Annotated in this window: 26 protein-coding genes; 12 read left to right on the forward strand and 14 right to left on the reverse strand. The window is 70.9% G+C overall.

All coding sequences use genetic code 11. The features are described 5' to 3' along the window. Positions 1–276: 276 nt before the first annotated feature. Positions 277–876 (forward strand): cholesterol catabolism transcriptional regulator KstR, encoded by a 600-nt coding sequence (gene kstR / locus G6N51_RS16535; RefSeq protein WP_163685138.1) that lies wholly within the window; start codon positions 277–279, stop codon positions 874–876. Between the two features lie 4 nt (positions 877–880). Here the strand turns inward: kstR and G6N51_RS16540 are convergent, their stop codons facing one another. Next, positions 881–1,960 carry a LacI family DNA-binding transcriptional regulator gene (locus G6N51_RS16540; RefSeq protein ID WP_083174493.1) on the reverse strand — a complete coding sequence of 360 codons (1,080 nt, stop codon included), beginning with the start codon at positions 1,958–1,960 and terminating at the stop codon, positions 881–883. 133 nt (positions 1,961–2,093) lie between these two features. Here G6N51_RS16540 and G6N51_RS16545 point away from each other — a divergent pair, with 133 nt between their 5' ends. The 7 genes from G6N51_RS16545 to G6N51_RS16575 are packed head-to-tail and all read left to right on the forward strand — an operon-like array spanning position 2,094 to position 8,453. Beyond that, on the forward strand, positions 2,094–3,032 hold the full coding sequence (locus G6N51_RS16545) for a metal ABC transporter solute-binding protein, Zn/Mn family (RefSeq protein ID WP_083174491.1): 939 nt from the start codon (positions 2,094–2,096) through the stop codon (positions 3,030–3,032). Next, complete coding sequence (locus tag G6N51_RS16550; protein ID WP_083174489.1) at positions 3,029–3,853, forward strand: metal ABC transporter ATP-binding protein; 825 nt, start codon at positions 3,029–3,031, stop codon at positions 3,851–3,853. Before G6N51_RS16545 ends, G6N51_RS16550 begins: the two co-directional genes overlap by 4 nt. Next, entirely contained in the window at positions 3,850–4,710 is an 861-nt protein-coding gene (locus G6N51_RS16555; RefSeq protein WP_083174487.1) for a metal ABC transporter permease, read from the forward strand. The genes G6N51_RS16550 and G6N51_RS16555 overlap by 4 nt, the downstream gene beginning before the upstream one ends. 37 nt (positions 4,711–4,747) lie before the next feature. After that, positions 4,748–5,461: a sensor domain-containing protein gene (locus tag G6N51_RS16560; protein WP_083174485.1), complete on the forward strand. Its 714-nt coding sequence runs from the start codon at positions 4,748–4,750 to the stop codon at positions 5,459–5,461. 59 nt (positions 5,462–5,520) lie between these two features. Beyond that, positions 5,521–6,279, forward strand: coding sequence for a LamB/YcsF family protein (locus G6N51_RS16565; protein ID WP_083174483.1), 759 nt, complete (start codon positions 5,521–5,523; stop codon positions 6,277–6,279). Next, positions 6,279–7,196, forward strand: coding sequence for an MBL fold metallo-hydrolase (locus tag G6N51_RS16570; protein WP_083174481.1), 918 nt, complete (start codon positions 6,279–6,281; stop codon positions 7,194–7,196). The genes G6N51_RS16565 and G6N51_RS16570 overlap by 1 nt, the downstream gene beginning before the upstream one ends. A gap of 15 nt (positions 7,197–7,211) precedes the next feature. After that, the gene (locus G6N51_RS16575) at positions 7,212–8,453 is read left to right on the forward strand and encodes an SLC13 family permease (RefSeq protein ID WP_083174479.1); all 1,242 of its coding nucleotides are present in this window, start codon (positions 7,212–7,214) and stop codon (positions 8,451–8,453) included. Here the strand turns inward: G6N51_RS16575 and G6N51_RS16580 are convergent. The 6 genes from G6N51_RS16580 to carD are packed head-to-tail and all read right to left on the reverse strand — an operon-like array spanning position 8,450 to position 13,499. Beyond that, the gene (locus tag G6N51_RS16580; RefSeq protein ID WP_372510147.1) at positions 8,450–9,424 is read right to left on the reverse strand and encodes a glycerophosphodiester phosphodiesterase; all 975 of its coding nucleotides are present in this window, start codon (positions 9,422–9,424) and stop codon (positions 8,450–8,452) included. The two genes, G6N51_RS16575 and G6N51_RS16580, sit on opposite strands and share 4 nt — an antisense overlap. Before the next feature lie 5 nt (positions 9,425–9,429). Then, complete coding sequence (rlmB, locus tag G6N51_RS16585) at positions 9,430–10,362, reverse strand: 23S rRNA (guanosine(2251)-2'-O)-methyltransferase RlmB (protein ID WP_083174477.1); 933 nt, start codon at positions 10,360–10,362, stop codon at positions 9,430–9,432. Then, positions 10,363–11,772: a cysteine--tRNA ligase gene (gene cysS, locus G6N51_RS16590; protein WP_083174475.1), complete on the reverse strand. Its 1,410-nt coding sequence runs from the start codon at positions 11,770–11,772 to the stop codon at positions 10,363–10,365. Between the two features lie 50 nt (positions 11,773–11,822). Next, positions 11,823–12,311, reverse strand: coding sequence for a 2-C-methyl-D-erythritol 2,4-cyclodiphosphate synthase (gene ispF / locus G6N51_RS16595; RefSeq protein ID WP_083174473.1), 489 nt, complete (start codon positions 12,309–12,311; stop codon positions 11,823–11,825). Next, a complete protein-coding gene (gene ispD, locus G6N51_RS16600) occupies positions 12,308–12,994 on the reverse strand; it encodes a 2-C-methyl-D-erythritol 4-phosphate cytidylyltransferase (protein WP_083174471.1) in 687 nt (228 codons plus the stop codon). Before ispD ends, ispF begins: the two co-directional genes overlap by 4 nt. 16 nt (positions 12,995–13,010) lie before the next feature. Continuing rightward, positions 13,011–13,499 (reverse strand): RNA polymerase-binding transcription factor CarD, encoded by a 489-nt coding sequence (gene carD, locus G6N51_RS16605; RefSeq protein ID WP_007166539.1) that lies wholly within the window; start codon positions 13,497–13,499, stop codon positions 13,011–13,013. Positions 13,500–13,797: 298 nt separating this feature from the next. On the opposite strand from carD, the gene G6N51_RS16610 reads away from it, so the two are divergent. The 3 genes from G6N51_RS16610 to disA are packed head-to-tail and all read left to right on the forward strand — an operon-like array spanning position 13,798 to position 16,924. Beyond that, positions 13,798–14,364 (forward strand): hypothetical protein, encoded by a 567-nt coding sequence (locus G6N51_RS16610; protein WP_083174469.1) that lies wholly within the window; start codon positions 13,798–13,800, stop codon positions 14,362–14,364. 59 nt (positions 14,365–14,423) lie between these two features. Then, positions 14,424–15,854: a DNA repair protein RadA gene (gene radA / locus G6N51_RS16615; protein ID WP_083174467.1), complete on the forward strand. Its 1,431-nt coding sequence runs from the start codon at positions 14,424–14,426 to the stop codon at positions 15,852–15,854. Further along, entirely contained in the window at positions 15,851–16,924 is a 1,074-nt protein-coding gene (disA, locus tag G6N51_RS16620) for a DNA integrity scanning diadenylate cyclase DisA (protein ID WP_083174465.1), read from the forward strand. The genes radA and disA overlap by 4 nt, the downstream gene beginning before the upstream one ends. Here the strand turns inward: disA and G6N51_RS16625 are convergent. Both G6N51_RS16625 and G6N51_RS16630 read right to left on the reverse strand, forming a co-directional pair. Next, the gene (locus G6N51_RS16625; protein ID WP_142275177.1) at positions 16,921–17,730 is read right to left on the reverse strand and encodes a hypothetical protein; all 810 of its coding nucleotides are present in this window, start codon (positions 17,728–17,730) and stop codon (positions 16,921–16,923) included. The genes disA and G6N51_RS16625 overlap by 4 nt on opposite strands. A 114-nt stretch (positions 17,731–17,844) precedes the next feature. Next, entirely contained in the window at positions 17,845–18,462 is a 618-nt protein-coding gene (locus tag G6N51_RS16630; protein ID WP_083174460.1) for a carbonic anhydrase, read from the reverse strand. Between G6N51_RS16630 and G6N51_RS16635 the strand changes: the two genes are divergently transcribed. Further along, the gene (locus G6N51_RS16635; protein WP_083174458.1) at positions 18,461–19,372 is read left to right on the forward strand and encodes an HhH-GPD family protein; all 912 of its coding nucleotides are present in this window, start codon (positions 18,461–18,463) and stop codon (positions 19,370–19,372) included. The genes G6N51_RS16630 and G6N51_RS16635 overlap by 2 nt on opposite strands. A 10-nt stretch (positions 19,373–19,382) precedes the next feature. Here the strand turns inward: G6N51_RS16635 and G6N51_RS16640 are convergent, their stop codons facing one another. Genes G6N51_RS16640 through G6N51_RS16660 form a run of 5 tightly spaced genes read right to left on the reverse strand, consistent with a single transcriptional unit; the run spans position 19,383 to position 25,867 of the window. Further along, a complete protein-coding gene (locus G6N51_RS16640; protein ID WP_083174456.1) occupies positions 19,383–20,861 on the reverse strand; it encodes a hydrogenase large subunit in 1,479 nt (492 codons plus the stop codon). Further along, positions 20,858–22,324 (reverse strand): proton-conducting transporter transmembrane domain-containing protein, encoded by a 1,467-nt coding sequence (locus G6N51_RS16645; RefSeq protein WP_083174453.1) that lies wholly within the window; start codon positions 22,322–22,324, stop codon positions 20,858–20,860. The genes G6N51_RS16640 and G6N51_RS16645 overlap by 4 nt, the downstream gene beginning before the upstream one ends. Next, on the reverse strand, positions 22,324–22,986 hold the full coding sequence (locus G6N51_RS16650; protein ID WP_083174450.1) for a hypothetical protein: 663 nt from the start codon (positions 22,984–22,986) through the stop codon (positions 22,324–22,326). The genes G6N51_RS16645 and G6N51_RS16650 overlap by 1 nt, the downstream gene beginning before the upstream one ends. After that, positions 22,983–23,933 (reverse strand): respiratory chain complex I subunit 1 family protein, encoded by a 951-nt coding sequence (locus G6N51_RS16655; RefSeq protein WP_083174523.1) that lies wholly within the window; start codon positions 23,931–23,933, stop codon positions 22,983–22,985. The genes G6N51_RS16650 and G6N51_RS16655 overlap by 4 nt, the downstream gene beginning before the upstream one ends. A gap of 5 nt (positions 23,934–23,938) precedes the next feature. Beyond that, on the reverse strand, positions 23,939–25,867 hold the full coding sequence (locus G6N51_RS16660) for a proton-conducting transporter transmembrane domain-containing protein (RefSeq protein WP_083174526.1): 1,929 nt from the start codon (positions 25,865–25,867) through the stop codon (positions 23,939–23,941). Positions 25,868–25,879 lie beyond the last annotated feature (12 nt).

The raw sequence follows: 25,879 nt of genomic DNA on the forward strand, positions 1-25,879 counted from the left end.
GATTGTCCTGCCTGCCTCGGGTCGCTGCGCAACCCGCCTCCTCGCAGACTAGAACGTGTTCTAATAGTGCCAGCGATCGACCGTCAAGTCGAACGCCATCACAGCAGCACACGCGGCTGTCCCGGCGGTACGGAGGTGGGAAATTCACACTCAGCATGCGTATCGTTTGCAAGCGAGCCGCCAGGAACAGGAGCCACCCAGCAGATGCCCGCCAGCGCCAACTCGAAGGCCACCTCGAGCCACGCTTCGGACTCGCAGCCGCGCGAGGTCATGAACGTGGCCGTATTGGCCGAGTCCGAACTCGGCTCTGAGGCACAGCGGGAACGACGCAAGCGCATCCTGGACGCCACCATGGCCATCGCCTCCAAGGGCGGCTATGAGGCGGTCCAGATGCGCGCCGTCGCGGACCGCGCCGACGTGGCGGTGGGCACGCTGTACCGGTATTTCCCGTCGAAGGTGCACCTGCTGGTCTCGGCGCTGGGCCGCGAATTCAGCCGCATCGACGCCAAGACCGACCGCTCGTCGGTCGCCGGGGGCACGCCGTTTCAGCGGCTGAACTTCATGGTCGGCAAGCTCAACCGGGCGATGCAGCGCAATCCCCTGCTCACCGAGGCGATGACGCGTGCCTACGTCTTCGCCGACGCGTCGGCGGCCAGCGAGGTCGACCAGGTGGAGAAGCTCATCGATTCGATGTTCGCCCGGGCCATGGCCGACGGCGAACCGACCGAGGATCAGTACCACATCGCCCGGGTGATCTCCGACGTCTGGTTGTCCAACCTGCTCGCCTGGCTCACCCGGCGCGCCTCGGCGACCGACGTCAGCAAGCGACTGGACCTGGCCGTGCGGCTGCTGATCGGCGACACCGAAGGCAAGTAGCCCGCTAGGCGGGCGGGCCGGCGGTGCGGCCCCGGATCAGCTCGGTGCCCAACACCTCGACCACCGGCAGGCCCGACCGCGGCGGACTCAACAACAGCTCACCCGCCCGGCGGCCCTTCTGCAGGCTCGGCTGCGACACCGTGGTCAACCCCCGGCCGAGCGCGTCGGGCACGCCGTCGAAACCGGTGACGGTCATCTGCCCGGGAACGTAAATGCCATGCGCGCGAAGGTAATCCATGGCGGATAGGGCCAATATGTCCGCCGTGCACATCAGCGCGGTGATCCGCGGATTGGCCTCCAGCGCCGCCTTGGCGGCGGTCCCCCCGGACTCCGGCAGGTGCTCGTAGCTCTCCACCACGGTCAGCGCGTCGCGGTCGACGCCGGCGGCGGTCATCGCCTCCCACACCCCGATGATGCGTTCGCGCTGGACGTCGAAGGCCGGCGACCGCAACCGGGCGGCGTCCACCAGCCCTTGCCTGCGGTCCCGGCCCAGCCGCATGGTCAGGAGCCCGATGTCGCGATGCCCGAGCCCCAGTACGTAGTCCGCCAGCTCACGCATCGCGGCCCGGTCGTCGATGCCGACCCGGGACACGCCGGAGAGCCCCTTCGGCTGGTCGACGACCACGACCGGCAATCGGCGCTGCAGGACGACCTGCAGGTAGGGGTCCTCCTCGCAGACCGAATACACCACGAAGCCGTCCACGCCGGCACCGAGCACGGCGCCCATTCCGTCCTCGACGCTTCGGCCGGGCCCGACCGCCACCAGGAGCAGTCCCTGCCCCAGCTCCTCGCACGACTGGGCGACGCCCGCGACGAAGTCGCGGGCCGCGGGGTCGCTGAAGAAGTAGGTCAGCGGTTCGGCCATCACCAGCCCGACCGCACCCGCCTTGCGGGTGCGCAGGGACCGCGCCACCGGGTCGGGGCCCGGGTAGCCCAGCCGCTTGGCCGTCGCAAGCACGCGCTCGCGCAGGTCGGCGGAGAGCTGGTCCGGCCGGTTGAAGGCGTTGGAGATCGTGGTGCGCGAAACCTTCAGTTCGTCGGCCAGCGATGCCAGAGTCGCACGCCGGCGCGATGCGGGACTCACATTCGCTGACGCTACAGCGACTCCGGATGCACCCGGCCGCCGCCACTCGTCACTTTGTAATGGAAACGATTTTCATTAGTATCATGGTCGGCCGGTCGGCCGGTCGGCCGGCGAGAGGAATTCGGACGTGCGCATGGCGCTCAAGCGGGGACGAAACGCGGTGCGCGCGGCGCTGCGCTGGCTGCCCGCCGGGCTGGTGGTGCTCGCCGGCGGCGCGGTCAGCGGTTGCGCCGGCCCGGCGCATCCGCACGCGGCCGCCGTCGTGGCCTCCACCGGCGTGTGGGGCAGCGTGGCGCGCGCCGTCACCGGCGGTCACATCGGGGTGACGTCGATCCTGACCGGGAGCGACATCGACCCGCACTCCTACCAAGCCAGCCCCTCGGACGCCGCCGCCATCACCGACGCCACCCTGGTCGTGTACAACGGCGGCGGCTACGACCCGTGGGTCGAACAGGTGCTGGCCGGGCATCCCGGAGTCCAAGCGGTCGGCGCCTACTCGTTCCTGCCAAGGACCACCGCGGGCGGGCAGCCCGCCAACGAGCACGTCTTCTACGACCTCGACGTCGCCAAAGCGGTCGCCCTCGCCATCGCCGACCGGGTGGCCGCCCTCGACCCGGCCCACGCCGCCGACTACCGGGCCAACGCCGCCGGGTTCTGCCGCGGCGCCGACGAGGTCGCCATCACCGAGCACGCCATCGCCACCGCCTACCCCGGCACCGCGGTCATCGCGACCGAACCGGTCGGCTACTACCTGCTGGCGGCGTCCGGTCTGGTCAACCGCACGCCGCCCGCCTTCACCGCGGCCAACGAGAACGAGACGGATCCCGCACCGGCCGACATGGCGTTCGTCCTCGACCTGATCGACCACCGTCAGGTGTCGGCGCTGCTGGTCAATCCGCAGACGTCCACCGTCGCGATCAACGGGTTGCGAAACGCCGCGCGGCGCTCGGGCGTGCCGGTGACCGAGGTGAGCGAAGCCCTGCCCGACGGAACCGATTACCTGACCTGGCAACGCAACACGGTCAACCGACTGCTGGCCGCGCTGCAGTCGGGCCGGGCCGTACAGCCGTGAGCCTGGATGCGGCCCCGGCCGTCGACCCCTACCCGGACACCGTCTCGCTGCGCGGTGCCCGGCTGGCGTTCGGTGACCGCGTGCTGTGGGACCACCTCGACCTGTCGGTGTCCCGCGGCGAGTTCATCGCGGTCCTGGGCCCCAACGGCAGCGGCAAGACGTCGCTGCTCAAGGTGCTGCTCGGGCAGCTGTCGCTGTCCGGCGGTGTCGCCCTGATAGACGGCAAGCCGATGAACTCGGGCAGCGGCCGCGTCGGCTACGTGCCGCAACACCGGCCGATGGACCGCGACGTGATGCTTCGGGGACGCGACCTGGTCCGGCTGGGCGTCGACGGACACCGCTGGGGCGCCATGCCACTGAAGTCCGCCGGCCGGGCCCGCCGCCGTGCGGCCGTGGCCGGCGCGCTGCGCCAGGTCAACGCCGAACACCTGGCGGACGTGCGCGTGGGTGTGATGTCGGGCGGCGAGCTGCAGCGGATGCGCATCGCGCAGGCTCTGGTCAGTGATCCGATGCTGCTGCTGTGCGACGAGCCGCTGCTGGCACTGGACCCGGCGAACGCGAAGCTGGTGTCGGCGCTCATCGACCGCCGCCGCCGGGACGCCGCGACCACCGTCATCGTCGTCACCCACGACGTCAACGCGATCCTGCCGTACGTGGACCGGCTGGTGTATCTGGTCGACGGACGGTTCCGGATCGGCACCGTCGAAGAGGTGATGACGACGGAGACACTCTCCCTGCTGTACCGGGCCGACATCCAGGTGGTGAAGGTCAATGACCGCTACGTGGTGGTGGGCGACACCAACGACGGTGCCCACCCGTGAACCACCGGCTCACCGACGTCCTGGCCCACCTGCTCGACTTCGACATCACCGCGCACCTGCTCGGGCACGACTTCGTTCGGCAAGCGCTGCTCGCCGCCGTGCTGCTTGGACTGGTGGCCGGGTTGATCGGGCCGTTCATCGTGATGCGTCAGATGTCGTTCGCCGTGCACGGCTCCAGCGAATTGTCCTTGACCGGAGCGGCTTTCGCGCTGTTGGTCGGCGTCGAGGTGGGAGTGGGGGCGCTGATCGGCAGCGCCCTGGCCGCCGCGCTGTTCGGCGTCCTGGGGCGGCGGGCCCGCGAACGTGATTCGGTGATCGGCGTGGTGCTGGCCTTCGGGCTGGGCCTGGCGGTGCTGTTCATCTACCTGTACCCGGGGCGGACCGCGACCAGCTTCGCCCTGCTCACCGGCCAGATTGTCGGCGTCGGCTACACCGGGCTGACCATGCTGGCGCTGGTGTGCCTGGTCGTCATCGCCGTGCTGGCCACCTGTTACCGACCGCTGCTGTTCGCCACGGTCGATCCGGATGTCGCCGCGGCCCGCGGCGTCCCCGTCCGCGCGCTGGGCATCGTGTTCGCCGCGCTCGTCGGGGTGGTGGCCGCCCAGGCCGTGCAGATCGTCGGGGCGCTGCTGGTGATGTCGTTGCTGATCACCCCGGCCGCCGCGGCCGCCCGAGTGGTGGCCTCGCCCGCGGCGGCGATGGTGGCCTCGGTCCTCTTCGCCGAGGTTTCCGCCGTCGGCGGCATCGTGCTGTCGCTGGCGCCCGGTGTCCCGGTGTCGGTCTTCGTCGCAGGCATCTCGTTCCTGATCTATCTGGTCTGCTGGGTGCTGGGGCGCCGGCAGGAAGTCGCCGCCTAAGCTGGTCGGCACAGACGGGCCCCGCGTCCGAAAGGCTGTGGTGCGTAGGCAATTCCCGATCCTCCTGCAGGCAGCGCTGTGCGCCCTGGCGGCCGGCTGCACCACCGTCGTCGGCGGCAGCGCCGCGCCCGCGGACACCCGCGGTCCGTTGCCGCAGGCCCCGGTGGCGGTCACCGCCCTGGACGCGCTGCTGCTCGACGCCAGGAAGATCAACGACATCCTGGGTGCGGGAATGCGGATCCGGTATCGCACGCAGGACATGTGGGACTCGAGCCCGACGTTCAGCGACTCGACCTGCTTGGCGATGGCCGGACCCGCCCAGCGGATCGTGTATGCCGACACCGGCTGGACCGCGGTGCGCGGCGAGCGACTGGACGACAGCTTCGACGACCCCGAGGTGCGCAACGACTCGGTCACCCAGGCCGTGATCGCCTACCCCGCGGCCCGCCAGGCCAACACGTTCTACGACGCCTCGGTCCGGAGATGGTCCGCCTGTGCCAACCGCCGCTTCGTCGACCATGCCCCCGGCCGGCCCGAGATCGCGTGGGCGGTGGCCGATGCCCACAAGGTCGGCGGCACGCTCAGCACGTCTGAAGAGCAGGAAGGCAGCGCGGACGACTGGCGGTGCCAGCGCGCGCTGACCGTCCGCAACAACATCGTCGTCGATGTGGCCGCCTGCGGCTCCTTCCTGTCCGGTGGGGCCGCCGTCGACGTCGCCCAACAGATCGCGGCCGCGGTCGTCACCCGGTAGCGACGGGCGAAGACGACCGCCTCTAAGGATGGCGCGGCGTCGCCCCATAAGCTGGGCGGGTGGCCCGCATCGACCTCAACGCCGACCTGGGCGAGGGCTTCGGCGTCTGGCGCCTCGGGGATGACGACGCCATGCTGGGGATCGTCACCAGCGCCAACGTGGCGTGCGGATTCCACGCCGGCGATCCCGCGGGGTTGTTGCGGGTCTGCCGGTCGGCCGCCGAGCGCGGCGTGCGGATCGGGGCGCAGGTGAGCTATCGCGACCTGGCCGGGTTCGGCAGGCGCTTCATCGACGTCGCCGCCGAGGACCTCGCCGCCGACGTGGCGTATCAGATCGGCGCGCTGCAGGCGATCGCGCGCGCGTCGGGTTCGGCGGTGTCCTACGTCAAACCCCATGGCGCGCTGTACAACACGATCGTGACCCATCGTGATCAGGCGGCCGCGGTGGCCGAAGCGGTCCGGATGGTGGAACCGGCGCTGCCGGTGCTGGGCATGGCGGGCTCGGTGTTTTTCGACGAGGCCGCGCGCCGGGGCCTGCGCACGGTGCCCGAGGCGTTCGCCGACCGCGCCTACCGGCCGGACGGCCAGTTGGTGTCTCGCCGCGAACCCGGGGCGGTGCTGCACGACCCGGCGGCGATCGCCGAGCGCGTGGTGGCCATGGTGACCTCCGGGCGGGTCGGTGCCGTCGACGGCACGTCGATCGCGGTGCACGTGGAATCGGTTTGCGTGCACGGTGATTCGCCCGGTGCGGTGCAGATCGCCGGCGCCGTCCGCGACCGGCTCGAGGCCGCCGGCGTCGAGATCGGGGCGTTCGGCTGATGCGGCTGAAACTCGGCCGGCCCGACATCGGACGGTACGCGGATCGATTCGACGCGCCCGCCGCCGCGCCTGGGTCCCCGTCGGTGACCTGGCTGGGTGTGGCGACGCTGCTCGTCGACGACGGGTCCTCGGCCCTGCTGACCGACGGCTACTTCTCCCGGCCCAGCCTGGCGCGGGTGGCGTCCGGCAAGGTGGCGCCGTCGCCCGCCCGCGTGGACGGCTGCCTGGCCCGGGCCAAGGTGTCCCGGCTGGAGGCCGTGATTCCGGTGCACACCCACATCGACCACGCGCTGGATTCCGCGCTGGTCGCCGACCGCACCGGCGCCCGGCTGGTCGGCGGCCGCTCGGCGGCCAACGTCGGGCGCGGGCACGGGATGCCCGACGACCGCCTCGTCGTCGCCGTCGGCGGTGAGCCAATCACGTTGGGCCCCTACGACGTGACGCTGGTCGAGTCGCACCACTGCCCGCCGGACCGGTTTCCCGGCACGATCGACGCGCCGCTGACCCCGCCGGTCAGGGCGTCCGCCTACCGCTGCGGCGAGGCCTGGTCGACGCTGGTGCACCATCGGCCCACGGGCCGGCGCCTGCTGATCCAGGGCAGCGCCGGTTTCGTCGAGGGCGCGCTCGCCGGCCGGCGCGCCGACGCGGTCTACCTGTCCGTCGGGCAGCTGGGGCTACAGCCGAGGTCCTACGTGACCGATTACTGGACCGAGACCGTGCGCGCCGTCGGGGCGCGCCGGGTGCTCCTCATTCACTGGGACGACTTCTTCCGCCCGCTGTCAAAACCGCTGCGCGCCCTGCCCTATGCGGGTGACGACCTGGACGTGTCGATCCGCGTCCTCGACGAGCTGGCGACGCACGACGGTGTCGCGCTGCACCTGCCGACGGTGTGGCGGCGCGAGGACCCCTGGGCGTGAAGCGGCCTTAAGACATTGACCCTCACCCTTGCGCTGGCGCTGCTCGCTGCCGTCCTGGCCTTCGCGGTTGTGCGTCCGAAGGGCCTGCCGGAGGCGGTGGCGGCGATTCCCGCGGCGCTCATCCTGATCGCGGTCGGCGCGATATCGGTGCGCCAGGCGGCCGACGAGGTGGCCGGGCTATCGGGCGTGGTCGGGTTCCTGGGCGCGGTGCTGGTGTTGGCGAAGCTGTGCGACGACGAGGGCCTGTTCGAGGCCGCCGGCGCGGCGATCGCGCGCGGTCGCGTCGGGTCGGGTGGCCTGCTGCTGCGGGTGTTCGCCATCGCCTCCCTGATCACCGCCGTGCTGAGCCTGGACACCGCGGTGGTGTTGCTGACCCCGGTGGTGCTGGCCGCCGTTCGCCGGCTGCGAACCCCGGTGCGGCCGTACGCCTATGCGACCGCGCACCTGGCCAACGGCGCATCCCTGCTGCTGCCGGTGTCCAACCTGACCAACCTGCTGGCGTTTCACACCGCCGGCCTCTCGTTCACGCGGTTCACCCTGATGATGGCCTTGCCGTGGGCGGGCGCGGTGGTCACGCTGTATGCGGTGTTCCGCTGGTTTTTCGCCGGCGACCTGCGCGTGCAGCCGCACCCGGAGGAACCCGGGCCGGCGCCGCGGCCCCCGGTCTTCGTGCTGGTGGTCGTGGGGCTGACGCTGGCCGGCTTCGCGGTGGCCCAGTCCATCGGGGTGGCCCCGGCCTGGGTGGCGCTCGCCGGCGCCGCCGCGCTGGCGGTTCGCAGCCTGAACCGGGGGAACACCTCGGTGGCCGACATCGCGCGCTCGGTGCACGTGTCGTTCCTGGTGTTCGTGCTCGCGCTGGGCGTCGTCGTACGGGCCGTCATGCTCAACGGCATGGACAGGGCCATGTCGGCGGTGCTGCCATCCGGCTCGGCACTGCCGGCGCTGCTCGCCATCGCCGCGGTGGCCGCGGTCCTGGCCAACATCGTGAACAACCTGCCGGCCACCCTGGTGCTGCTGCCACTGGTCGCGCCGAGCGGGCCGGTCGCCATCCTGGCCGTCCTGCTCGGCGTGAACATCGGACCGAACCTGACCTACGTCGGTTCGCTGTCGAACCTGTTGTGGCGGCGCGTGCTTCGCCAGCACGACGTCGATGCCGGGGTGGGGGAATACACCCGCCTCGGGCTGTGCACGGTGCCCGTGTCACTGGTGGTCGCGGTGGTCGCGCTGTGGGCGTCGGCGCGCCTACTCGGCACCTAACCGCGGTGGTAGGGCGGCGGCAGCGCCATCCCGAGTTCGGCCATCACGCGGCGCAACCGGGTCGGGTAGTCGGTGATGATGCCGTCGACGCCGTCGGCGATCTGTTCGCGCATGGTGGCCGCGTCGTCGACCGTCCACGGGATTACCTTGAGCCCCAACGAATGCGCGTGATCGACAAACGGTGCGCCGGTCACCAGCTGATACCTGGGCGAGACGATGTCCGCGCCCACCAGCCTCGCCCCGATCATCGGGTCGCCGATGGCGGCGGCGTTCTCACCGGCCAGCCACGGCGACCCGGGTACCCAGGTGTCCTCGTTGTACAACGCCACCAACGGGATCGAGGGCTCGTCGGAGTGCACCATCTGCAGGGTCCGCCAGTCGAAACTCTGGATCTCCACCCGGTCGACCTCGCCGGCCGACCTGACCGCCGCCAGGATCACGTCGACGAACTGCTGCGGGTCGGCCGACGTGCCCGGCTTATCGGCGGCCACCTTCATCTCGATGTTGTAGCGCACGGCGGCACGGTAGGAATCTGCCAGGGCGAACACCTCCGGCAGGATGGCTATCTTGTTGCCCCGCACCACTTCGGCGTCGGGAAATTCGGCCAGGCGCCGCCCGCAATCGAGGGTGCGGATTTGGGACAGGGTGAGCTCGTGCACCAACTTGCCGACGTAGGGATACTGCGGATCGCCGGCGAACGCGGGCGCGGTGTCGGCGCATTTGTCCGCGTCGATCGTCGGGTCGTGCCACACCAGCGGTTGCCCGTCCCTGGTGACATTGATGTCGAGTTCGAGGGTGCTGACACCCAATTCGATGGATTTGGAGAAGGCCCGCAACGACTCCTCGGTGGCTTCGCCGCGCCCCCCGCGATGAGCCTGCAGGTCGAAGTCGGGCGCCTGGGCGCCGGCCGCGGGCGCAAGCGCAACAAGGACGGTCAGCGCGGCCGCGAAACACGCGAGGCGGCGGCGCACCGCAGTTAACCCCTGCGCTGGCGGGCGATTTCGGCGAGCACCACGCCGGCGGCCACCGAGGCGTTCAGCGATTCGGCGTGCCCGGCCATCGGGATGGAAACCACCTCGTCACAGTTCTGCCGCACCAGGCGCGACAACCCCTTGCCTTCCGACCCCACGACCACCACCACCGGGTCGGCGCCGTCGATGTCGTCGACCACGGTGTCACCGTCGGCATCCAGGCCGATCACCCTGATCCCCCGGTCGGCCCAATCCTTCAGCGTCCTGGTGAGATTGGTGGCCCTGGCCACCGGGAGGCGGGCCGCGGCCCCGGCGCTGGTGCGCCAGGCCACTGCCGTCACCGACGCCGAACGCCGCTGCGGAATCAGCACACCGTGGCCGCCGAAGGCCGCGACCGAGCGCACGATCGCTCCCAGGTTGCGGGGATCGGAGATGTTGTCCAACGCGACCAACAGCGCGGGCGGCGAGCCGAGCGCCGCCGCGAGCAGGTCATCGGGGTGGGCGTAGTTATACGGCGGCACCTGCAACGCGATGCCCTGGTGCAGGTGGTTGGCGGTCATCCGGTCCAGGTCGGCGCGTGGCACCTCGAGGATCGAGATGCCCGAATCCGCCGCGCGGGCAACGCATTCGGTGACCCGTTCGTCGGCCTCGGTGCCCAGGGCCACGTAGAGCGCGGTCGCCGGAACCCCGGCGCGCAGGCACTCCAGCACCGGGTTGCGGCCGAGCACCGTTTCGGTCTCGTCGGCGCTCCGCTTGGTGGGCCGCCGCGGCTGGGACTGGGCGCGCTTGGCGGCGGGATGCTTGGGGCGCAGGTGAGCGGGCGGCGTCGGACCGCGCCCCTCCAGCCCGCGGCGGCGCTGGCCGCCCGAACCCACGGTGGCGCCCTTCTTGGAGCCCGCTTTGCGCACCGCCCCGCGGCGCTTCGAATTGCCGGCCATCTACTTGTCGTCACCGGCCTGCAGTGACCACTGCGGGCCGTCGGCGGTGTCGGTGACCTCGATGCCGGCGATCTTCAGCCGGTCCCGGATCTCGTCGGCGAGCGCCCAATTGCGTTGCTCGCGTGCCTTTTCCCGGTTCCCCAATTCGGTCCGCACCAGCACCTCGACCGCCGCCAGCGCCGCCGACGTCTCATCGCGGGTCTCCCAGCGCTCATCGAGCGGGTCACAGCCGAGGATGCCCATCATGGCGCGGATCGCGCGCGCGTGCCGCAGCGCGCCGTCGTGATCGCCGGTATCGAGGGCACGGTTGCCCTCCGCACGGGCGTGGTGCACTTCGGCCAGCGCGGCCGGGACCGCCAAGTCGTCGTCGAGCGCCGCGGCGAACCGCGGAGTCCATTCGCCGGGCTCGACGCCACCGACGCGGACGCGGACGCGGTGCAGGAAATCCTCAACGCCCACATAGGCTTTCACCGCGTCCTGCAGGGCGGCGTCGGAGAACTCCAGCATCGAACGGTAGTGGGCGCTGCCCAGGTAGTAGCGCAGCTCCGCCGGCCGCACCCGCTGCAACATCGCCGGGATGGCCAGCACGTTGCCCAGCGACTTGCTCATCTTCTCGCCGCCCATGGTGACCCAGCCGTTGTGCAGCCAGTACCGGGCGAATCCGTCGCCGGCGGCGCGGCTCTGCGCAATCTCGTTCTCGTGGTGCGGGAACACCAAGTCCATCCCGCCGCAATGGATGTCGAACTCCGGCCCCAGATAGGTGCGCGCCATCGCCGAGCACTCCAGGTGCCAGCCCGGCCGTCCGCGGCCCCACGGGGTCGGCCACGACGGCTCGCCCGGCTTGGCGGCCTTCCACAGCGTGAAGTCACGCTGGTCGCGCTTGCAGGTGGCCACGCCCTCGCCCTGGTGGACGTCGTCGATCTTGTGACCGGACAGCTGGCCGTACTGCGGGTAGCTGAGCACGTCGAAGTACACGTCGCCGCCCGAAGGGTAGGCGTGGCCGGTTTCGATCAGGCGTTCCATCAACTCCACCATCTGGGTGATGTGCCCGGTGGCACGCGGCTCGGCCGACGGCGGCAGGACGTCCAGGGCGTCGTAGGCCGCGCTGAACGCGCGCTCGTAGGTGGCCGCCCACTCCCACCACGGCCGGCCGGCCGCGGCGGCCTTGTTCAGGATCTTGTCGTCGATGTCGGTGACGTTGCGGATGAACGCGACGTCGCAGCCGCGCGCCATCAACCAGCGGCGCAGGATGTCGAAGGCGACACCGCTGCGGACGTGGCCGATATGCGGCAGGCCCTGAACGGTGGCGCCACACAGATAGATCGACACGTGCCCCTCGCGCAGCGGAACGAAATCACGCACGGCACCGGCCGCCGTGTCGTGTAGCCGCAAGCGGGCGCGATCGGTCACGACGTGCCAGCTTACCGGGTGGTTCGGAGATGCCCGGCGCTGCGCGCGCCTCAGCCGGCGGGGACGACCAACGCGGTGGCGATGGCGGCGCGGCCCTCGCCGCGACCGGTCAGGCCCAGCCCGTCGGTGGTCGTGGCCGACACCGCGACCGGCGCCCCGACCAGATCCGAGAGCACGCCCTGCGCCTCGGCACGGCGCGGGCCGACCCTCGGCTGGTTGCCGATCAGCTGCACCGCGGCGTTCCCCACGCGAAAACCGGCCCGGGCCACCAGGTCGATGACGTGGCGCAGCATGTCGGCGCCGCTGACGCCCTGCCAGCGCGGATCATCGACCCCGAAGACGGCGCCGATGTCGCCGAGGCCCGCGGCGGACAACAGCGCGTCGCACAGCGCGTGCGCCCCCACGTCGCCGTCGGAGTGTCCGGCGCAGCCGTCGGCGCCGGAAAACAGCAGACCCAGCAGCCAGCAGGGCCGCCCAGGTTCGATCGGATGGACGTCGACGCCCAGGCCGACCCGTGGCAGCGGAGGCGGCTCGCTCACCGGCGCACGATCGCTTCGGCCAAGACCAGATCGAGCTGGGTGGTGATCTTGAACGCCAGCGGGTCGCCGTCGACCACCTGCACCTGCCCGCCGACGTGCTCGACGAGCGACGCGTCGTCGGTGAAATCGGCGGTGCCGGCGCGCTGGTACGCCCGCAGCAGCAGGTCATGGGCGAAGCCCTGCGGCGTCTGCACGGCGCGCAGGCCCGCTCGCTCGGGCGTGCCCAGGACCACGCCGTTGGCGTCCACGGCCTTGATGGTGTCATGCAGCGGCAGCGCGGGCACCACGGCGTTGTTCCCGGCCCTCAGCGCGTCCACCACGCGCGCGATCAGCGCGGGGGGTGTCAGGGCGCGGGCGGCATCGTGCACCAGCACGAAGTCGGGCTCACCGGGCACGGCCGCCAGCGCCAGACTCACCGATGTCGTGCGGTCGGCTCCTCCGACGACCACGGTCGCCCGCTCGCCCAGGGCCCGCTTGGCCTCATCGACGCGAGCCGCGGGGACCGCGACCACGACGTGGTCGACCACTCCGGATTCCAGCAAACCGCCGACGGCGCGGTCCAGCAGGGTGCGGCCGTCGACCTCGCAAAATGCCTTCGGGATGCCGGCACCCAGTCGCTCCCCCGACCCCGCGGCCGGGACTACTGCGACGACCGTGCCCGAGGAGACCGTCCCCGTGACCACCGAAGCCTCAGGGCCTTCAGGAAGCGGCGGCCAGCACCTCGTCGAGGATGGTTTCGGCCTTGGCGTCGTCGGTGCTCTCGGCGAGCGCCAATTCGCCGACCAGAATCTGGCGCGCCTTGGCCAGCATGCGCTTCTCGCCGGCGGACAGGCCGCGCTCCTGGTCGCGACGCCACAGGTCGCGCACTACCTCGGCCACCTTGTTGACATCGCCGGAGGCCAGCTTTTCCAGATTGGCCTTGTAGCGGCGCGACCAGTTGGTCGGCTCTTCGGTGTGCGGAGCCCGCAACACCTGGAACACCTTGTCGAGGCCTTCCTGCCCGACGACGTCGCGGACGCCGACGTACTCGGCGTTGTCAGCCGGGACTCGAACGGTCAGGTCTCCCTGCGCAACCTTCAAGACGAGATATTCCTTTTGTTCCCCTTTGATGGTGCGGGTTTCAATCGCCTCGACTAACGCAGCACCGTGATGTGGGTATACAACGGTGTCGCCGACCTTGAAGATCATCTGATTCGAGCCCCTTTCGTTACTTCATCCTAACACGGCCGCCCAATCGCGCGCGGAGCAACGATGCAGGTCAGGGGCACAACACGCGCAGATTAGGGGTTGACAGGGGGAGCAGAACGTGCAGTGACGCACATTACCAATGCGCTCACCCGGCCCCGAGAGCGCCCCCTTGCGGCCCCGGAGCACCCCCCCGGCGGGGGCTCCCGGGCTGGTCGTACGCCCCGCGCTACCGCGCGCGAAACCTTCCTACTACTGTGCATAGTTGCATCAGTCGAACCGGCCCAGCAGGAGGCATTGAGTGAACCGCTTCGAGATGAGCCTCCCCGTCCGCCTGGCCGCCCCGACCGTCCGGGCCGCGCTCGTCGGGCTCATCGCGGTGGTCTCCGTCTTGCTCAGCGGTTGCGGGGCCGGTCAGGTGTCCCAGATGGCCGTCCAGGAGCCCGCCATCAACGGCAACAAGGTCACGTTCAACAACGTGGCCCTGCGCGACATCCGCATGCAGGCGGTGCAGACCGGTGACTTCCTTCAGCCGGGGCGCGCGGTGGACCTGTTGCTGGTGGCCATCAACCAATCGCCTGACACGCCGGACAGACTGGTGAACATCGCCAGCGACGTCGGATCGGTGACCCTGAGCGGAGACGGTCGACTGCCCGCCGGCGGCATGCTGTTGATCGGTACGCCGGAGGGCCAGAAGGTGCCGCCGGGGCCCATGGGCTCGAACAATTCGGCCAAGGCGACGGTCATGCTCGCCAAGCCGATCAGCAATGGCCTGCTCTACAACTTCACCTTCACGTTCGAGAAGGCCGGGCAGGCGAGCGTGCTGGTGCCGGTTTCGGCCGGGTTGGCCCCGCCACCGCACAGCTAGACGGGCGTAACCGCCTGTCATAGCGGAGATTTGTCGTACCGCCTCGATACCGTCATGGCGTGGCAAATCCGCGCTCGCAATACCGCTGCTCCGAATGCCAGCACCTCACCGCCAAGTGGGTGGGCCGCTGCATGGAGTGCGGCACGTGGGGCACCGTCGACGAGGTACCGGTGCTCAGCGCGGTCGGCGGCCGACGCGCGGGGCTCGCTTCGGCGTCCTCGTCACGAGCGGTCCCCATCACTTCCGTCGAACCCAACGCCAGCCAGCACCGCTCGACCGGCGTCGGAGAGCTCGACCGGGTGCTCGGGGGCGGGGTCGTCCCCGGTTCGGTCACGCTGCTGGCGGGCGATCCCGGCGTGGGAAAGTCGACGCTGCTGCTCAAGGTGGCCCATCGCTGGGCGCTGTCGGGCCGGCGAGCGCTGTACATCTCCGGTGAGGAGTCCGCCGGCCAGATCCGGCTGCGCGCGGACCGGATCGGCTGCGGCGCCGACGAGGTCTACCTGGCCGCCGAATCCGATGTGCGCACCGTGCTGGACCACATCGCGGCGGTGCGACCGGCCCTGGTGATCGTCGACTCGGTGCAAACCATGTCCACCACGGAGGCCGACGGTGTGGCGGGCGGGGTCACCCAGGTGCGGGCGGTCACCGCGGCGCTCACCGCCGCCGCGAAGGCCAACGGCATCGCGCTGATCCTGGTCGGCCACGTCACCAAGGACGGCGCCATCGCCGGACCCCGCTCGCTCGAGCACCTCGTCGACGTGGTGCTGCACTTCGAGGGCGACCGCAACGGGTCCCTGCGGATGGTCCGCGGGATCAAGAACCGGTTCGGCGCCGCCGACGAAGTCGGCTGTTTCATGCTGCACGACAACGGGATCGAGGACGTGTCCGACCCGTCGAGCCTTTTCCTGGATCAGCGGCCGGCCCCGGTAGCCGGGACCGCGATAACCGTGACGCTGGACGGCAAGCGCCCACTCATCGGCGAAGTCCAGGCGCTCCTGGCGACACCGGGGGGTGGCTCGCCGCGCCGCGCCGTCAGCGGCATCGACCACTCCCGCGCCGCGATGATCGGCGCCGTATTGGAGAAGCACGGCAGGCTGGCGGTCGGCGCCAGCGACATCTACCTGTCCACCGTGGGCGGCATGCGGTTGACCGATCCCTCCTCGGACCTGGCCGTCGCGATGGCGCTGGCCTCGGCATACTCCGGCCTGCCGCTGCCGACGACGGCGGTGATGATCGGCGAGGTGGGGCTGGCGGGCGACCTGCGGCGGGTCAGCGGGATGGAGCGGCGGCTGGGTGAGGCCGCGCGCCAGGGATTCAGCATCGCGCTCATCCCGGACGGCGACGACCCGCGCCGCGAGATAGTGCCGAGCGGGATGCGGGCCCTGCGCGCGCCGACCATCGTGGCGGCGCTGCAACACATGAAAGCCATCGCCGAGCCGCACAGCGGCTGGACGCATAACGTGCCGGGGCCGCACAATGACACGCTGTGACCCGTCCGACACTGCGTGAGACCGTCGCCCGCCTGGCCCCGGGCACCGGGCTGCGAGACGGCCTGGAGCGCATCCTGCGCGGCCGCACCGGGGCGCTGATCGTCCTCGGCAACGACGAAAACGTCGAGGCCATCTGTGACGGCGGCTTCGCCCTGGACGTCCGGTACGCGCCGACCCGGCTGCGCGAGCTGGCGAAGATGGACGGCGCCGTCATCCTGTCCACCGACGGCAGCCGCATCGTGCGGGCCAACGTGCAGCTGGTGCCGGATCCGTCGATACCCACCGACGAGTCGGGGACGCGGCACCGCTCCGCCGAACGCGCGGCGATCCAGACCGGTTACCCGGTGATCTCGGTGAGCCACTCGATGAACATCGTGACGGTCTACGTGGGCGGGGAACGCCACGTGGTGGCGGATTCCGCGACCATCCTGTCGCGGGCCAATCAGGCCATCGCGACCCTGGAACGCTACAAGACCAGGCTCGACGAGGTCAGCAGGCAACTGTCGCTGGCCGAGATCGAGGACTTCGTCACGCTGCGCGACGTGATGACGGTGGTGCAGCGGCTGGAGCTCGTCCGGCGGATCGGCCTGGTGATCGACTACGACGTCGTCGAGCTGGGCACCGACGGGCGCCAGCTGCGGCTGCAGCTCGACGAGTTGCTGGGCGGCAACGACATCGCGCGGGAACTGACCGTGCGCGACTATCACGCCAGTCCCGAGCCGCTGTCCAAAGCGCAGATGACCGCCACCCTCGACGAGCTGGACGCCCTCTCGGATACCGACCTGCTCGAATTGACTGCGCTGGCAAAGGTATTCGGCTATCCCACAACGGCCGAGGCGCAGGACTCGGCGGTCAGCCCGCGCGGCTACCGGGCGCTGGCCAGCATCCCGCGGCTGCAGTTCGCGCACTCCGACCTATTGGTTCGGTCGTTCGGCACGTTGCAGGGTTTGCTGGCGGCCAGCGCCGGCGACCTGCAGTCGGTCGAGGGCATCGGTGCGATGTGGGCCCGCCACGTGCGGGAGGGGTTGTCGCAGCTCGCGGAGTCGACTATCGCCGACCCGCTCAGCTAGCCGGCGGGGATCGGCGCGTTCGGCGGCGCCTCGGGCGGCGGCGCGGCGGCCGGCTGACCCGGCCCGGGCACCGGGCCCGGCGGCGGTGGCGGCTGGTTCATGATGAACGGGACCGGCTGCGAACGCAGGTTGCCCAGCTGCACGACGAGGTTGTAGGTGCCCGGCCCGATCGCCGGACGCGGCAGCGGGCAGTGCGGCGCCGACCCCATCCCCGTCCACGTCACCGCGGTCGTCACCTGCTCGCCCGGGGTGAAGGTCTTGATCAGCGTCTCGTTGGACGGCGCGCAGTCCAGGTTCGACCACAGCCGCTTGTTGTCCAGCGAGTACACGTAGGCCGCCAGCACCGCGGCCCCCACGTCACGCTTGCAGGACACCAGGCCGATGTTGGTGACGATCATGGTGAACTTCGGCTGATCACCGATGAAGTATTGGGGCGCGTTGGTCAGGCCCTTGACGGCCAGCGTCGAATCGGGGCAGTCGTCGCCCTCTTTCAGCACGGGCGGCGGCAGCACCGCGGCGGTCGGGGTGGGCATCTCCGGGTTCTGCCCCTGCTGCGGCACCGCGGGGTTGGGCTGCTCCCCGGGCGCCACCGGCGGAGGCGCCTGCGGCGCGGGCGAACCGGGCTTGCTCTGAGCGGAATTGGGCTTGTTCACATTGGCGGGCTTGGCGCCCGAGTTGTGTCCCATGAAGGCGATGACCGCGGCGACCACGATCCCGACGACGACGACCGCGACGCCCACGGCCAGGCCACGGCGCCGCCAATAGATCTCGGTAGGTAGCGGGCCACGCGGTTCCAGATCCAGCACGTTTGCAGCGTAGGCCCAGGTCACGTCGAGTTGCCTGACCCGCCCCGGCGTGTCGCGGGGTTTGCTGGCTGACCGCCGTGTTAGTGGCCGCCCGGTACGGGCGTCAGCCGGCCGCTATTCGCCGATGTCGCCGACGTGGTCGACCAGCGCAGCCCGGCCGTCGGCCAGGTGGTAGGTGGCGCCGGCGACGGCCAGGCTGCCCGCGGCCACCCGCTCGGCGATCGCGCTCGAACGCGACATGAGCTGGGCGACCGTCTCGCGCACGTGTCGCTCCTCGAACTCGTCGACGCGACTCAGGCCGTCACGGCGGCCCATCAGTATCGAGGGCGCGACCCGCTCCACCACGTCTCGCACGAATCCGCCCGGTATCGAACCGTCGTTGATGGCCGCCAGGGCCGCCTTGACGGCGCCGCAGCTGTCGTGTCCGAGCACGACGATGAGCGGCACGTCGAGCACCGTCACCGCGAACTCGATGGAGCCGAGTACCGCCGAGTCGATGGCCTGTCCGGCGGTGCGCACCACGAACATGTCGCCCAGACCCTGGTCGAAGATGAGCTCGGCCGCCACCCGGCTGTCCGCGCAGCCGAACACGACCGCGGTGGGCTTCTGCCCGCCGGCCAGGCTGGCCCGGTGTTCGACACTCTGGCTGGGATGCTGCGGCTTCCCGGCGACGAATCGCTCGTTACCCTCTTTGAGTGCTTTCCACGCGGTTACCGGGCTGGTGTTAGGCATGGCTGACATCATGCCGCATCCGCCGGTAAACGGACGGCCAAATATTCCGGGCGATGAGTTGCTCGAGTGGTACGAACGATCCCGCCGCGACCTGCCTTGGCGTGAGGCCGGCGTCAGCGCATGGCAGATCCTGGTCAGCGAATTCATGCTGCAGCAGACGCCGGTGTCGCGGGTGCTGCCGATCTGGTCGGACTGGGTGCGGCGCTGGCCCACCCCGTCGGCCACCGCCGCGGCCAGCGCCGCCGACGTGCTGCGGGCCTGGGGCAAGCTCGGTTACCCGAGGCGGGCCAAGCGCCTGCACGAATGCGCGACCGTCATCGCACGCGAGCACGACGACGTGGTTCCCGATGACGTCGAAACACTGCTGACCCTGCCCGGTATCGGCAGCTACACCGCGCGCGCCGTCGCCTGTTTCGCCTACCGCCAACCGGTCCCGGTGGTGGACACCAACGTGCGCCGGGTGGTGGCCCGCGCCGTGCGCGGGCTGGCCGACGGCGGTTCGGCGTCGGCCACGCGTGACATGGCCGACGTCTCGGCGCTGCTGCCCACCGACGAAACGGCGCCGCAGTTTTCGGTCGCCCTGATGGAACTCGGTGCGACGGTGTGCACCGCACGAACGCCGCGGTGCGGGTTGTGCCCGCTCGCCCGGTGCGCGTGGCGCGACGCCGGCTATTCCCCGGCGCAGGGCCCGGCTCGGCGGGTCCAGACCTATGCCGGAACCGATCGGCAGGTCCGCGGCAGGTTGCTGGACGTGTTGCGGGCCAACGACTCCCCGGTCACCCGGGCGGAGCTTGACGTGGCGTGGCTGACCGATACCGCACAGCGAGACCGGGCCCTGTATTCGTTGCTTGCCGACGGCCTGGTCACCCAGACGGTCGACGGCCGCTTCGCGTTGCCGGGCGAAGCCTAGCGGCGCCGCGTCACAGGTCGTTGCCGGCGTAGGACTGGTTGAAGCTCTTGTTGGCCAGCGGGAAGTCGGGGACGATCGTGTCGGCCATCGCGACGGGCAGCGCGGGCCAGTTGAACCACGACGGGTCGACGATCTTCGCGCGGGTGATCCGAGCGGCGGCGCCGGTCTCGACGCGGTGCACGATGGTCCCGCGCCAGCCCTCGACGATGCCGATGCCGCTGCGGGGCCCTTGCCGCGCCGGCGGCTCGTCGGCGTATTCTGTTGGGCCGCTATGTGATTCGACCAGTTGGCAGGCCAGCTCGGCGGAGGCCGCGAATTCGTCGCGCCGCACGGTGTAGCGGGCCAGCACGTCGCCCGCGTCGGCGCCGATCTCGGCGACGGGCAGCGCGACGGTGGGGTGTTCGACCCGGGCGTCCGTGCGCATGCCGCTGGCCCGCGCGACGTAGCCCAGGCAGCCCAGGGCGTGCGCGTCGTCTTGGTACAGGACGGCGGTCCCGGCGAACCGGTCATAGACCACGGAGTTGCCGAGAGTGAGCTCCGCGACCTCGGCGACGTCGGCGGCGATGCGCCGCAGCACGGTGACCTCCGGCAGGGCCCGAAGAGCCACCGCGCCCGGACGGACGGCGCCGCGCAGCAACCGATGCCCGGTGACGGCGGCGTTGAGCCGCAACAACTCTTCGCGGATGCGTTGCGCGTGCGCGTGCGCGAGCGAAAAACCAACGTCGTTGGCCAGCGCGCCCAAGTCGGCGGCGTGGTTGTAGAGCCGCTCGAGTTCGACCAGCAGCGCCCGCAGCCGGTGTACCTCCTCGGGAAGCTCCATCCCGAGTGCGTCCTCGATGGCCAGGCAGTGGGCGAGCGCGTGCCCGAGGGAGGTGTCCCCGCTGACGCGCTCGGCCAGATCGACTGCGCCGCCGGGCGCCCGGCCCTCGAACAGCTTCTCCACACCCCGGTGGACGAACCACAGCCGCGCCTTGAGCCGCAACACGGTTTCACCCGCGACGGAGAACCGGAAATGCCCCGGCTCGATCAACCCCGCGTGCACCGGACCCACCGGGATCTCGTACACCCCGGGTCCTTCCACGGTGACGAACGGAAACCGGCCCGCGCCATCGAATTCGGGGGCGGGCGGCGCGTCGCCGCGCATGGGATACCAGTCCTCGGGCCAGTGGGCGTGCCGCACCAGCCGGCGCGCCTTGGGATGCCCGATGCACCGGATTCCATACAGGTCGGCCATTTCTCGCTCGAAGCGGCTGGCGGCAAACGACAGGTAGGCCAGCGATCGAATCGCCGCAGCGTCCTTGGGCACGACGCATTCCAGTTCGACGCGCCGATCCGGCCCGCCGGCCAGAAACAGGTAAACGACCCGGAAGGCCGCGTCGTCGTCGTGGGCGGCCACCAGGCCCAAACGAAAACCCTTGCCCAGCAAGTCCTCAGCCGCCTGTCCCACCCCGTCCTGAGACAGCCGGTGGCGCTGCCACTGCGGCCTCATCGGTGTCCCCCTACCTCGCCGGCCGCGGTGGTGAACAGGTCGGTGAGCGGGCCGGCGGTGACGCCGAGGGCGATCGACGCGGCGATCCCGACGACGAGGGCGGCCGCCACCGTTCGCGGGACCGCGATCTCGGGCGCGGCGGCGGGGGCGCCCAGCAGGATGCGGCCCGCGTTGCGGGCCAGCGCGGCGAACCCAACCGCGACCAACAGCATGCCCACGGCGAGGGCCCAGGTGAGCCGGGCGTCGGCGAGGGAACGGACGATGCCCAATTCGCTGGCGAACATCGCGAACGGCGGCAGGCCGAGCAGCACGACCACGCCGACGGCCAGCGCCGCACCGACGAGGCGGGACCGCCGAAGCACGGCGCCGATGTCGGCGATCGCGGTCGAGCCGTGAGCGGCCTGCAGCTGCCCGCTGGCCAGGAAGAGCACCGTCTTGCCGATCCCGTGCGCGAGGACGTGCAGCAGCAGCGCGGCGATCGCCAACGTGGTTCCGGCCGCCGCGGCGATCGCGATCAAGCCCATGTTCTCCATGGACGAGTAGGCGAGCATGCGTTTGATGTCCGGTGTCACCGTCAGCATCAGGGCGGCGACCACCAGCGTCGCCAGCCCGACCGCCAGCAGACCGGACCGCATGAAGGTGGGCCCGGTGGCGGCGCCGATGACCGGCTTGAGGCGGATCAGCACCGAGAAGGCCACCGAGAGCAGCACCCCGCTCATCAGCGCCGAAACCGGCGCGGGGGCCTGGCTGTGCGCGTCGGCCAACCAGGTGTGGAACGGGAACAACCCGGCCTTGGCGCCGTAGCCGACGAGCAGCAACCCGCCGGCCAGTCGGGCGATGCCGGGATCGAGCCCCCCGGCGTGGGCCGCCAGCACGTCGAGATTCAGGGCGGCTGCGGCGGGCGCGCCGGCATGCTCGGCGGCGTAGTAGAGCAGCACGGTGCCGAGAAAGGCGATCGCGATGCCGACCGAACAGATCACGACGTACTTCCAGGTCGCCTCGAGCGCGCCGCGGGTGCGGCGGTGCCCGACCAGGAAGGCGGTGATCACCGTGGTCGCTTCGATCGCGATCCAGATCACCCCGATGTTGTTGGCGCACACCGCGATCACCATCGCGGCCAGGAAGCCCGCCGTCAGGGCCCCGTACAACCGGGCACCGCGCAGATCGGTGTGGCCGTGGGCGAGTTCGGCGTCGAGGTAGCCGATGCTGGCCCAGGTGGCCAGGGTGGCAACGACTCCGATGACGATCAGCATCGTGGCGGTGAGCGCGTCGAGCCGCAGCAGTCCGTTCAGCGCGAACCGGGTGCCGGACCCCACCCCGAAGGCGAGCGCCGCGCCGCATGCGAGCACCGTCACCGCGGAGAACACGATCAGCGTCGCGGTCGCCCGGCGCCATCCGGCGACCAGGACGGCGACCGAGGCGCCGACGGGGGCGAGGATCGCGGCGAGCAGCAAGGCGGTCATCAGTCGTGCAGCTCCTGCAGCGCGTCCAGGTCGGCGCCGCCGAAAGCGTGGGACAGGCGCCCCGTCAGCACGCCGATCACGATGACCGCGAACAACACGTCCAGCGACGCCCCGAGTTCGACGATCAGCGGCACCCCGGCGGTGAGCAGGAACGCGGTGGCGGCGATCCCGTTGTCCAGCATGAGGAATCCCGCCGCCTGCGACACCGCGTGCCGCCGCGTGACCATGACGAACAGGGCGATGAGCACGACCGCGGTCGCGGCCGGCACCGCCGTGGTCGTGGCGGCGGGCTGCAGGTTCACCAGGGGGCCGGTGGCGGCGAACGCGGCCAGCGTCAGCGCGGCGGTGATGAGCAGCGACGTGGCGGTGTTGACCAATGGGGCGGCTTCTCGCCGCGACCGCGATTCGGCGCCGCCCGCGCGGGCCAGCAGCCGCGGCAGCACCGCAACCCGCAGGACCAGCACGGCCGCGCCGACGCCGACGAGCGCGCCGTCGCCGTCGTACGCCCCGCGAAGGATCGGGATGGCCGCCAGCGCGACGCCCTGCCACGCCAGCAGCCGGATGATGGCGGCGAGGTCGTGGCGCCAGACGATCAGCACCGCGGCCAGCAGCAGCCCGCCGGCGGCGAGGTCGACCAGTACCGAAAACGTGCCGTAGGTCATGTCGGCACCACGAAGAAGTTGGCGGCGATCACCGCGAGCAACGCCAAGAGGAACGATCCGGCCAGCAGCTCGGGTACCCGGAAGAGCCGGAGCTTTGCGACGAACACCTCGACGGTGGCCAGCAGCCCCGCCAGCACGGCGACCTTGACCGCCACCGCCGCGAACCCGACGACGATGTCAACGGTTCCGGGCCGTCCTCCGGCAATGCCCCACGGCGCGAACAGGTTCGCCAGCAGCGCCAGGAGCACGGTGAGTCGCATCCCGGCCGCCCACTCCACCAGGGCCAGCCGTGGGCCGGCGTATTCGAGGATCATGGCCTCGTGAACCATCGTCAGCTCGAGATGGGTGGCCGGGTTGTCCACCGGCAGCCGTCCGGTCTCGGCGACGATCACGATCACCAGGGCGGCGAACGCCAGCACCGCCGCCAGCGACACCACCTGACCCGGGTGGGTGATCGTATGCGCAACCAGCGCACCGAGATTAGCCGACCCCGCCGGCATGGACAGGGCGAAGACCGCGAGCAAGATGGTGGGTTCGACGAGTGCGGCGATGGTGATCTCGCGGCTGGCACCCATGCCGCCGAACGAGGTGCCGGTGTCGATGCCGGCCAGGGTCAGCGCGACGGTGCCGACGAACAACAGTCCGACCACTGCGAACAGGTCGGCGCTGGCGTCCAGCGGCGATCCGGTGGCGACCAGCGGTGCGATCGCGGCAATCAGCAGCGTGGTTCCGGCGACGATCGCGGGTGCGGCCGCGAACACCACCGTCGTCCCCCGCGGGGTGATCTGTTGCTTGCCAAGCTGTTTGGCGATGTCACGGCACGGCTGCAGGATGCCGGCACCGGCGCGGCCTTCCCAGCGGGCGCGCACCTGCCGGGTCAGCCCGACCACCAGCGGCGCCCCGGCCATGACGCCGCCGATCTGGACCGCGCCCGCGACGTAGGACAATGCGTTCATCGCGCGACCACCAGGATGACCAGCACACCGAGCGCGCCGTAGGCCAGATACAAGTGCACGCTGCCGGTGTGGGCGCGCCGCATCAATTCGGCCGCGGCCGTGACCGCCCGGATCACCGGCGTGTAGCAGCGTTCCTCGATCGCGTCGGCGATTCTGGAGCGGTAGGTGATCTTGTCGGCCAGATAGCGTGATTCGACGGTGTGAGTGACTTCGATGTCGGTGTCGGGGCGCAGTACGTCGTCGAAGATTCGTTGCAGCGGCTCGGCGAACGACGTGGCCGTGTATTGCATCCGTGGGGTGAGATCGTCGGCGCCGCAGGCCCATAACGGCAATGTCGCGGGCGCCGGGCGCCGCCTGGAACGCCAGCGCGCCAGCATCGCCGCGGCCAGCGCGGCCGTCACGACGCCGGCGGCGATCGCGCCGGGTGCGATCGAGCCGGGCAGGCCGGGAAGGCGCACCACGCCGCCGAAATCGGTGAATTGCACTGCCGCGCCCGCTGGTAGCGCGGCGATCGCCCTGCGCAGCGCGGGTGCGACGACGGCGGGCGCCACGGCCAGCAGCAGGCAGGCGGCCGCCGCGATCGCCATGCCGGCCAGCATGGTGCCGGACGCCTCCCGAGCCCCGGCGGCCCGCTCGGAGCGGGGCCGGGCCAAAAACCCGATCCCGAACGCCTTGACCATTGCCGCCACGCCCAGGCCGGTGGTGAGCGCGACCGCGCCGACCGCCAGCGGCGTGGTCAACGCCAGGACGGCGGAATGCTCTCGGGCCGTGTGGATCAGCGACTGCACCAGCAGCCACTCGCTGACGAAGCCGGCGCCCAGCGGCAACCCGGACGCTCCCAAGGCGGCCACCCCGAACAGGACGGTCGTCGCGGGCATCCGGCGGGCCAGGCCGCCCAGCCGGTCGAGGTCACGCAATCCGGTCGAGGCCAACACCGATCCCGCGGCGAGGAATCCGAGGCTCTTGAATCCCGCGTGGGCGACGAGGTGCAGCATGGCGGCGGCCGCGGCGATCGTCGCCGGGCCGTGCACGCCGGCCGCGGTGAACAACGTGGCGGCCCCCAGCGCCAGCGTGATCAACCCGAGGTTCTCGGTCGTCGAATAGGCCAGCAGCCGTTTGAGATCCGTGGCCACCGACGCCTGCACCACGCCGTAGAGGGCCGACAACCCGCCGACGACCATCATGGTGAGCCCCCACCACCGCGGGCCCGGGCCCAGCAGCTGCAGGTCGACCCGGCAAATGCCGTAGATCCCGAGGTTGACCATCGCCGCGCTCATCAGCGCCGACACGGGGCTGGGCGCCTCGGGGTGCGCGCGCGGCAACCACGCGTGCAGCGGCACCAGGCCGGCCTTCGAACCGAATCCCGCCAGGGTCAACAGGAACACCGCGGTGCACGCGCCGGACGGTATCCGGTGCACGTCGGCGAACCGGTCCGCGCCGCCGGCCGAAGACAACACCATCAGGCCGACCAAGATCGCCACGAAACCCAACTGGGTCATCACCGCGTACACCAACGCGGCGGAGCGAACCGCCGGCTGGGTGTGGTGGGCCAGCACCAACACCAACGACGCGACCGCCATCAACTCCCACGCCAGCAGGAAGGTGGTGACCGACGCAGCCGCCGGCACCAGCAACATCGCCGCGACGAACGCCGGGAACACCGCCAGGGTGACGGGGCCCAACTGCTCGCGCCGGGCATATCCGATCGTGTACAGCCCCGTCACGATCGCGACCGCTCCCGTGAGCGCCATGAAGAAGCCGCCCAGCGGATCGAGGCCCAGCTGGACGCCCGCGAGCGGAAGCAACCATCCGATGCGGACGGTGCGCACCTGACCGAACATCCCCACCGCGCCTGCCCACAACCCGGCGGCGCCCAGCACCGAGGTCAGCGTGCCCGCGACGGCCGCGGATCCGTTGCGGCGCATCAGGTTTGGTGC

Source organism: Mycobacterium paraseoulense, assembly GCF_010731655.1.
In the GTDB taxonomy this organism is placed as follows: domain Bacteria; phylum Actinomycetota; class Actinomycetes; order Mycobacteriales; family Mycobacteriaceae; genus Mycobacterium; species Mycobacterium paraseoulense.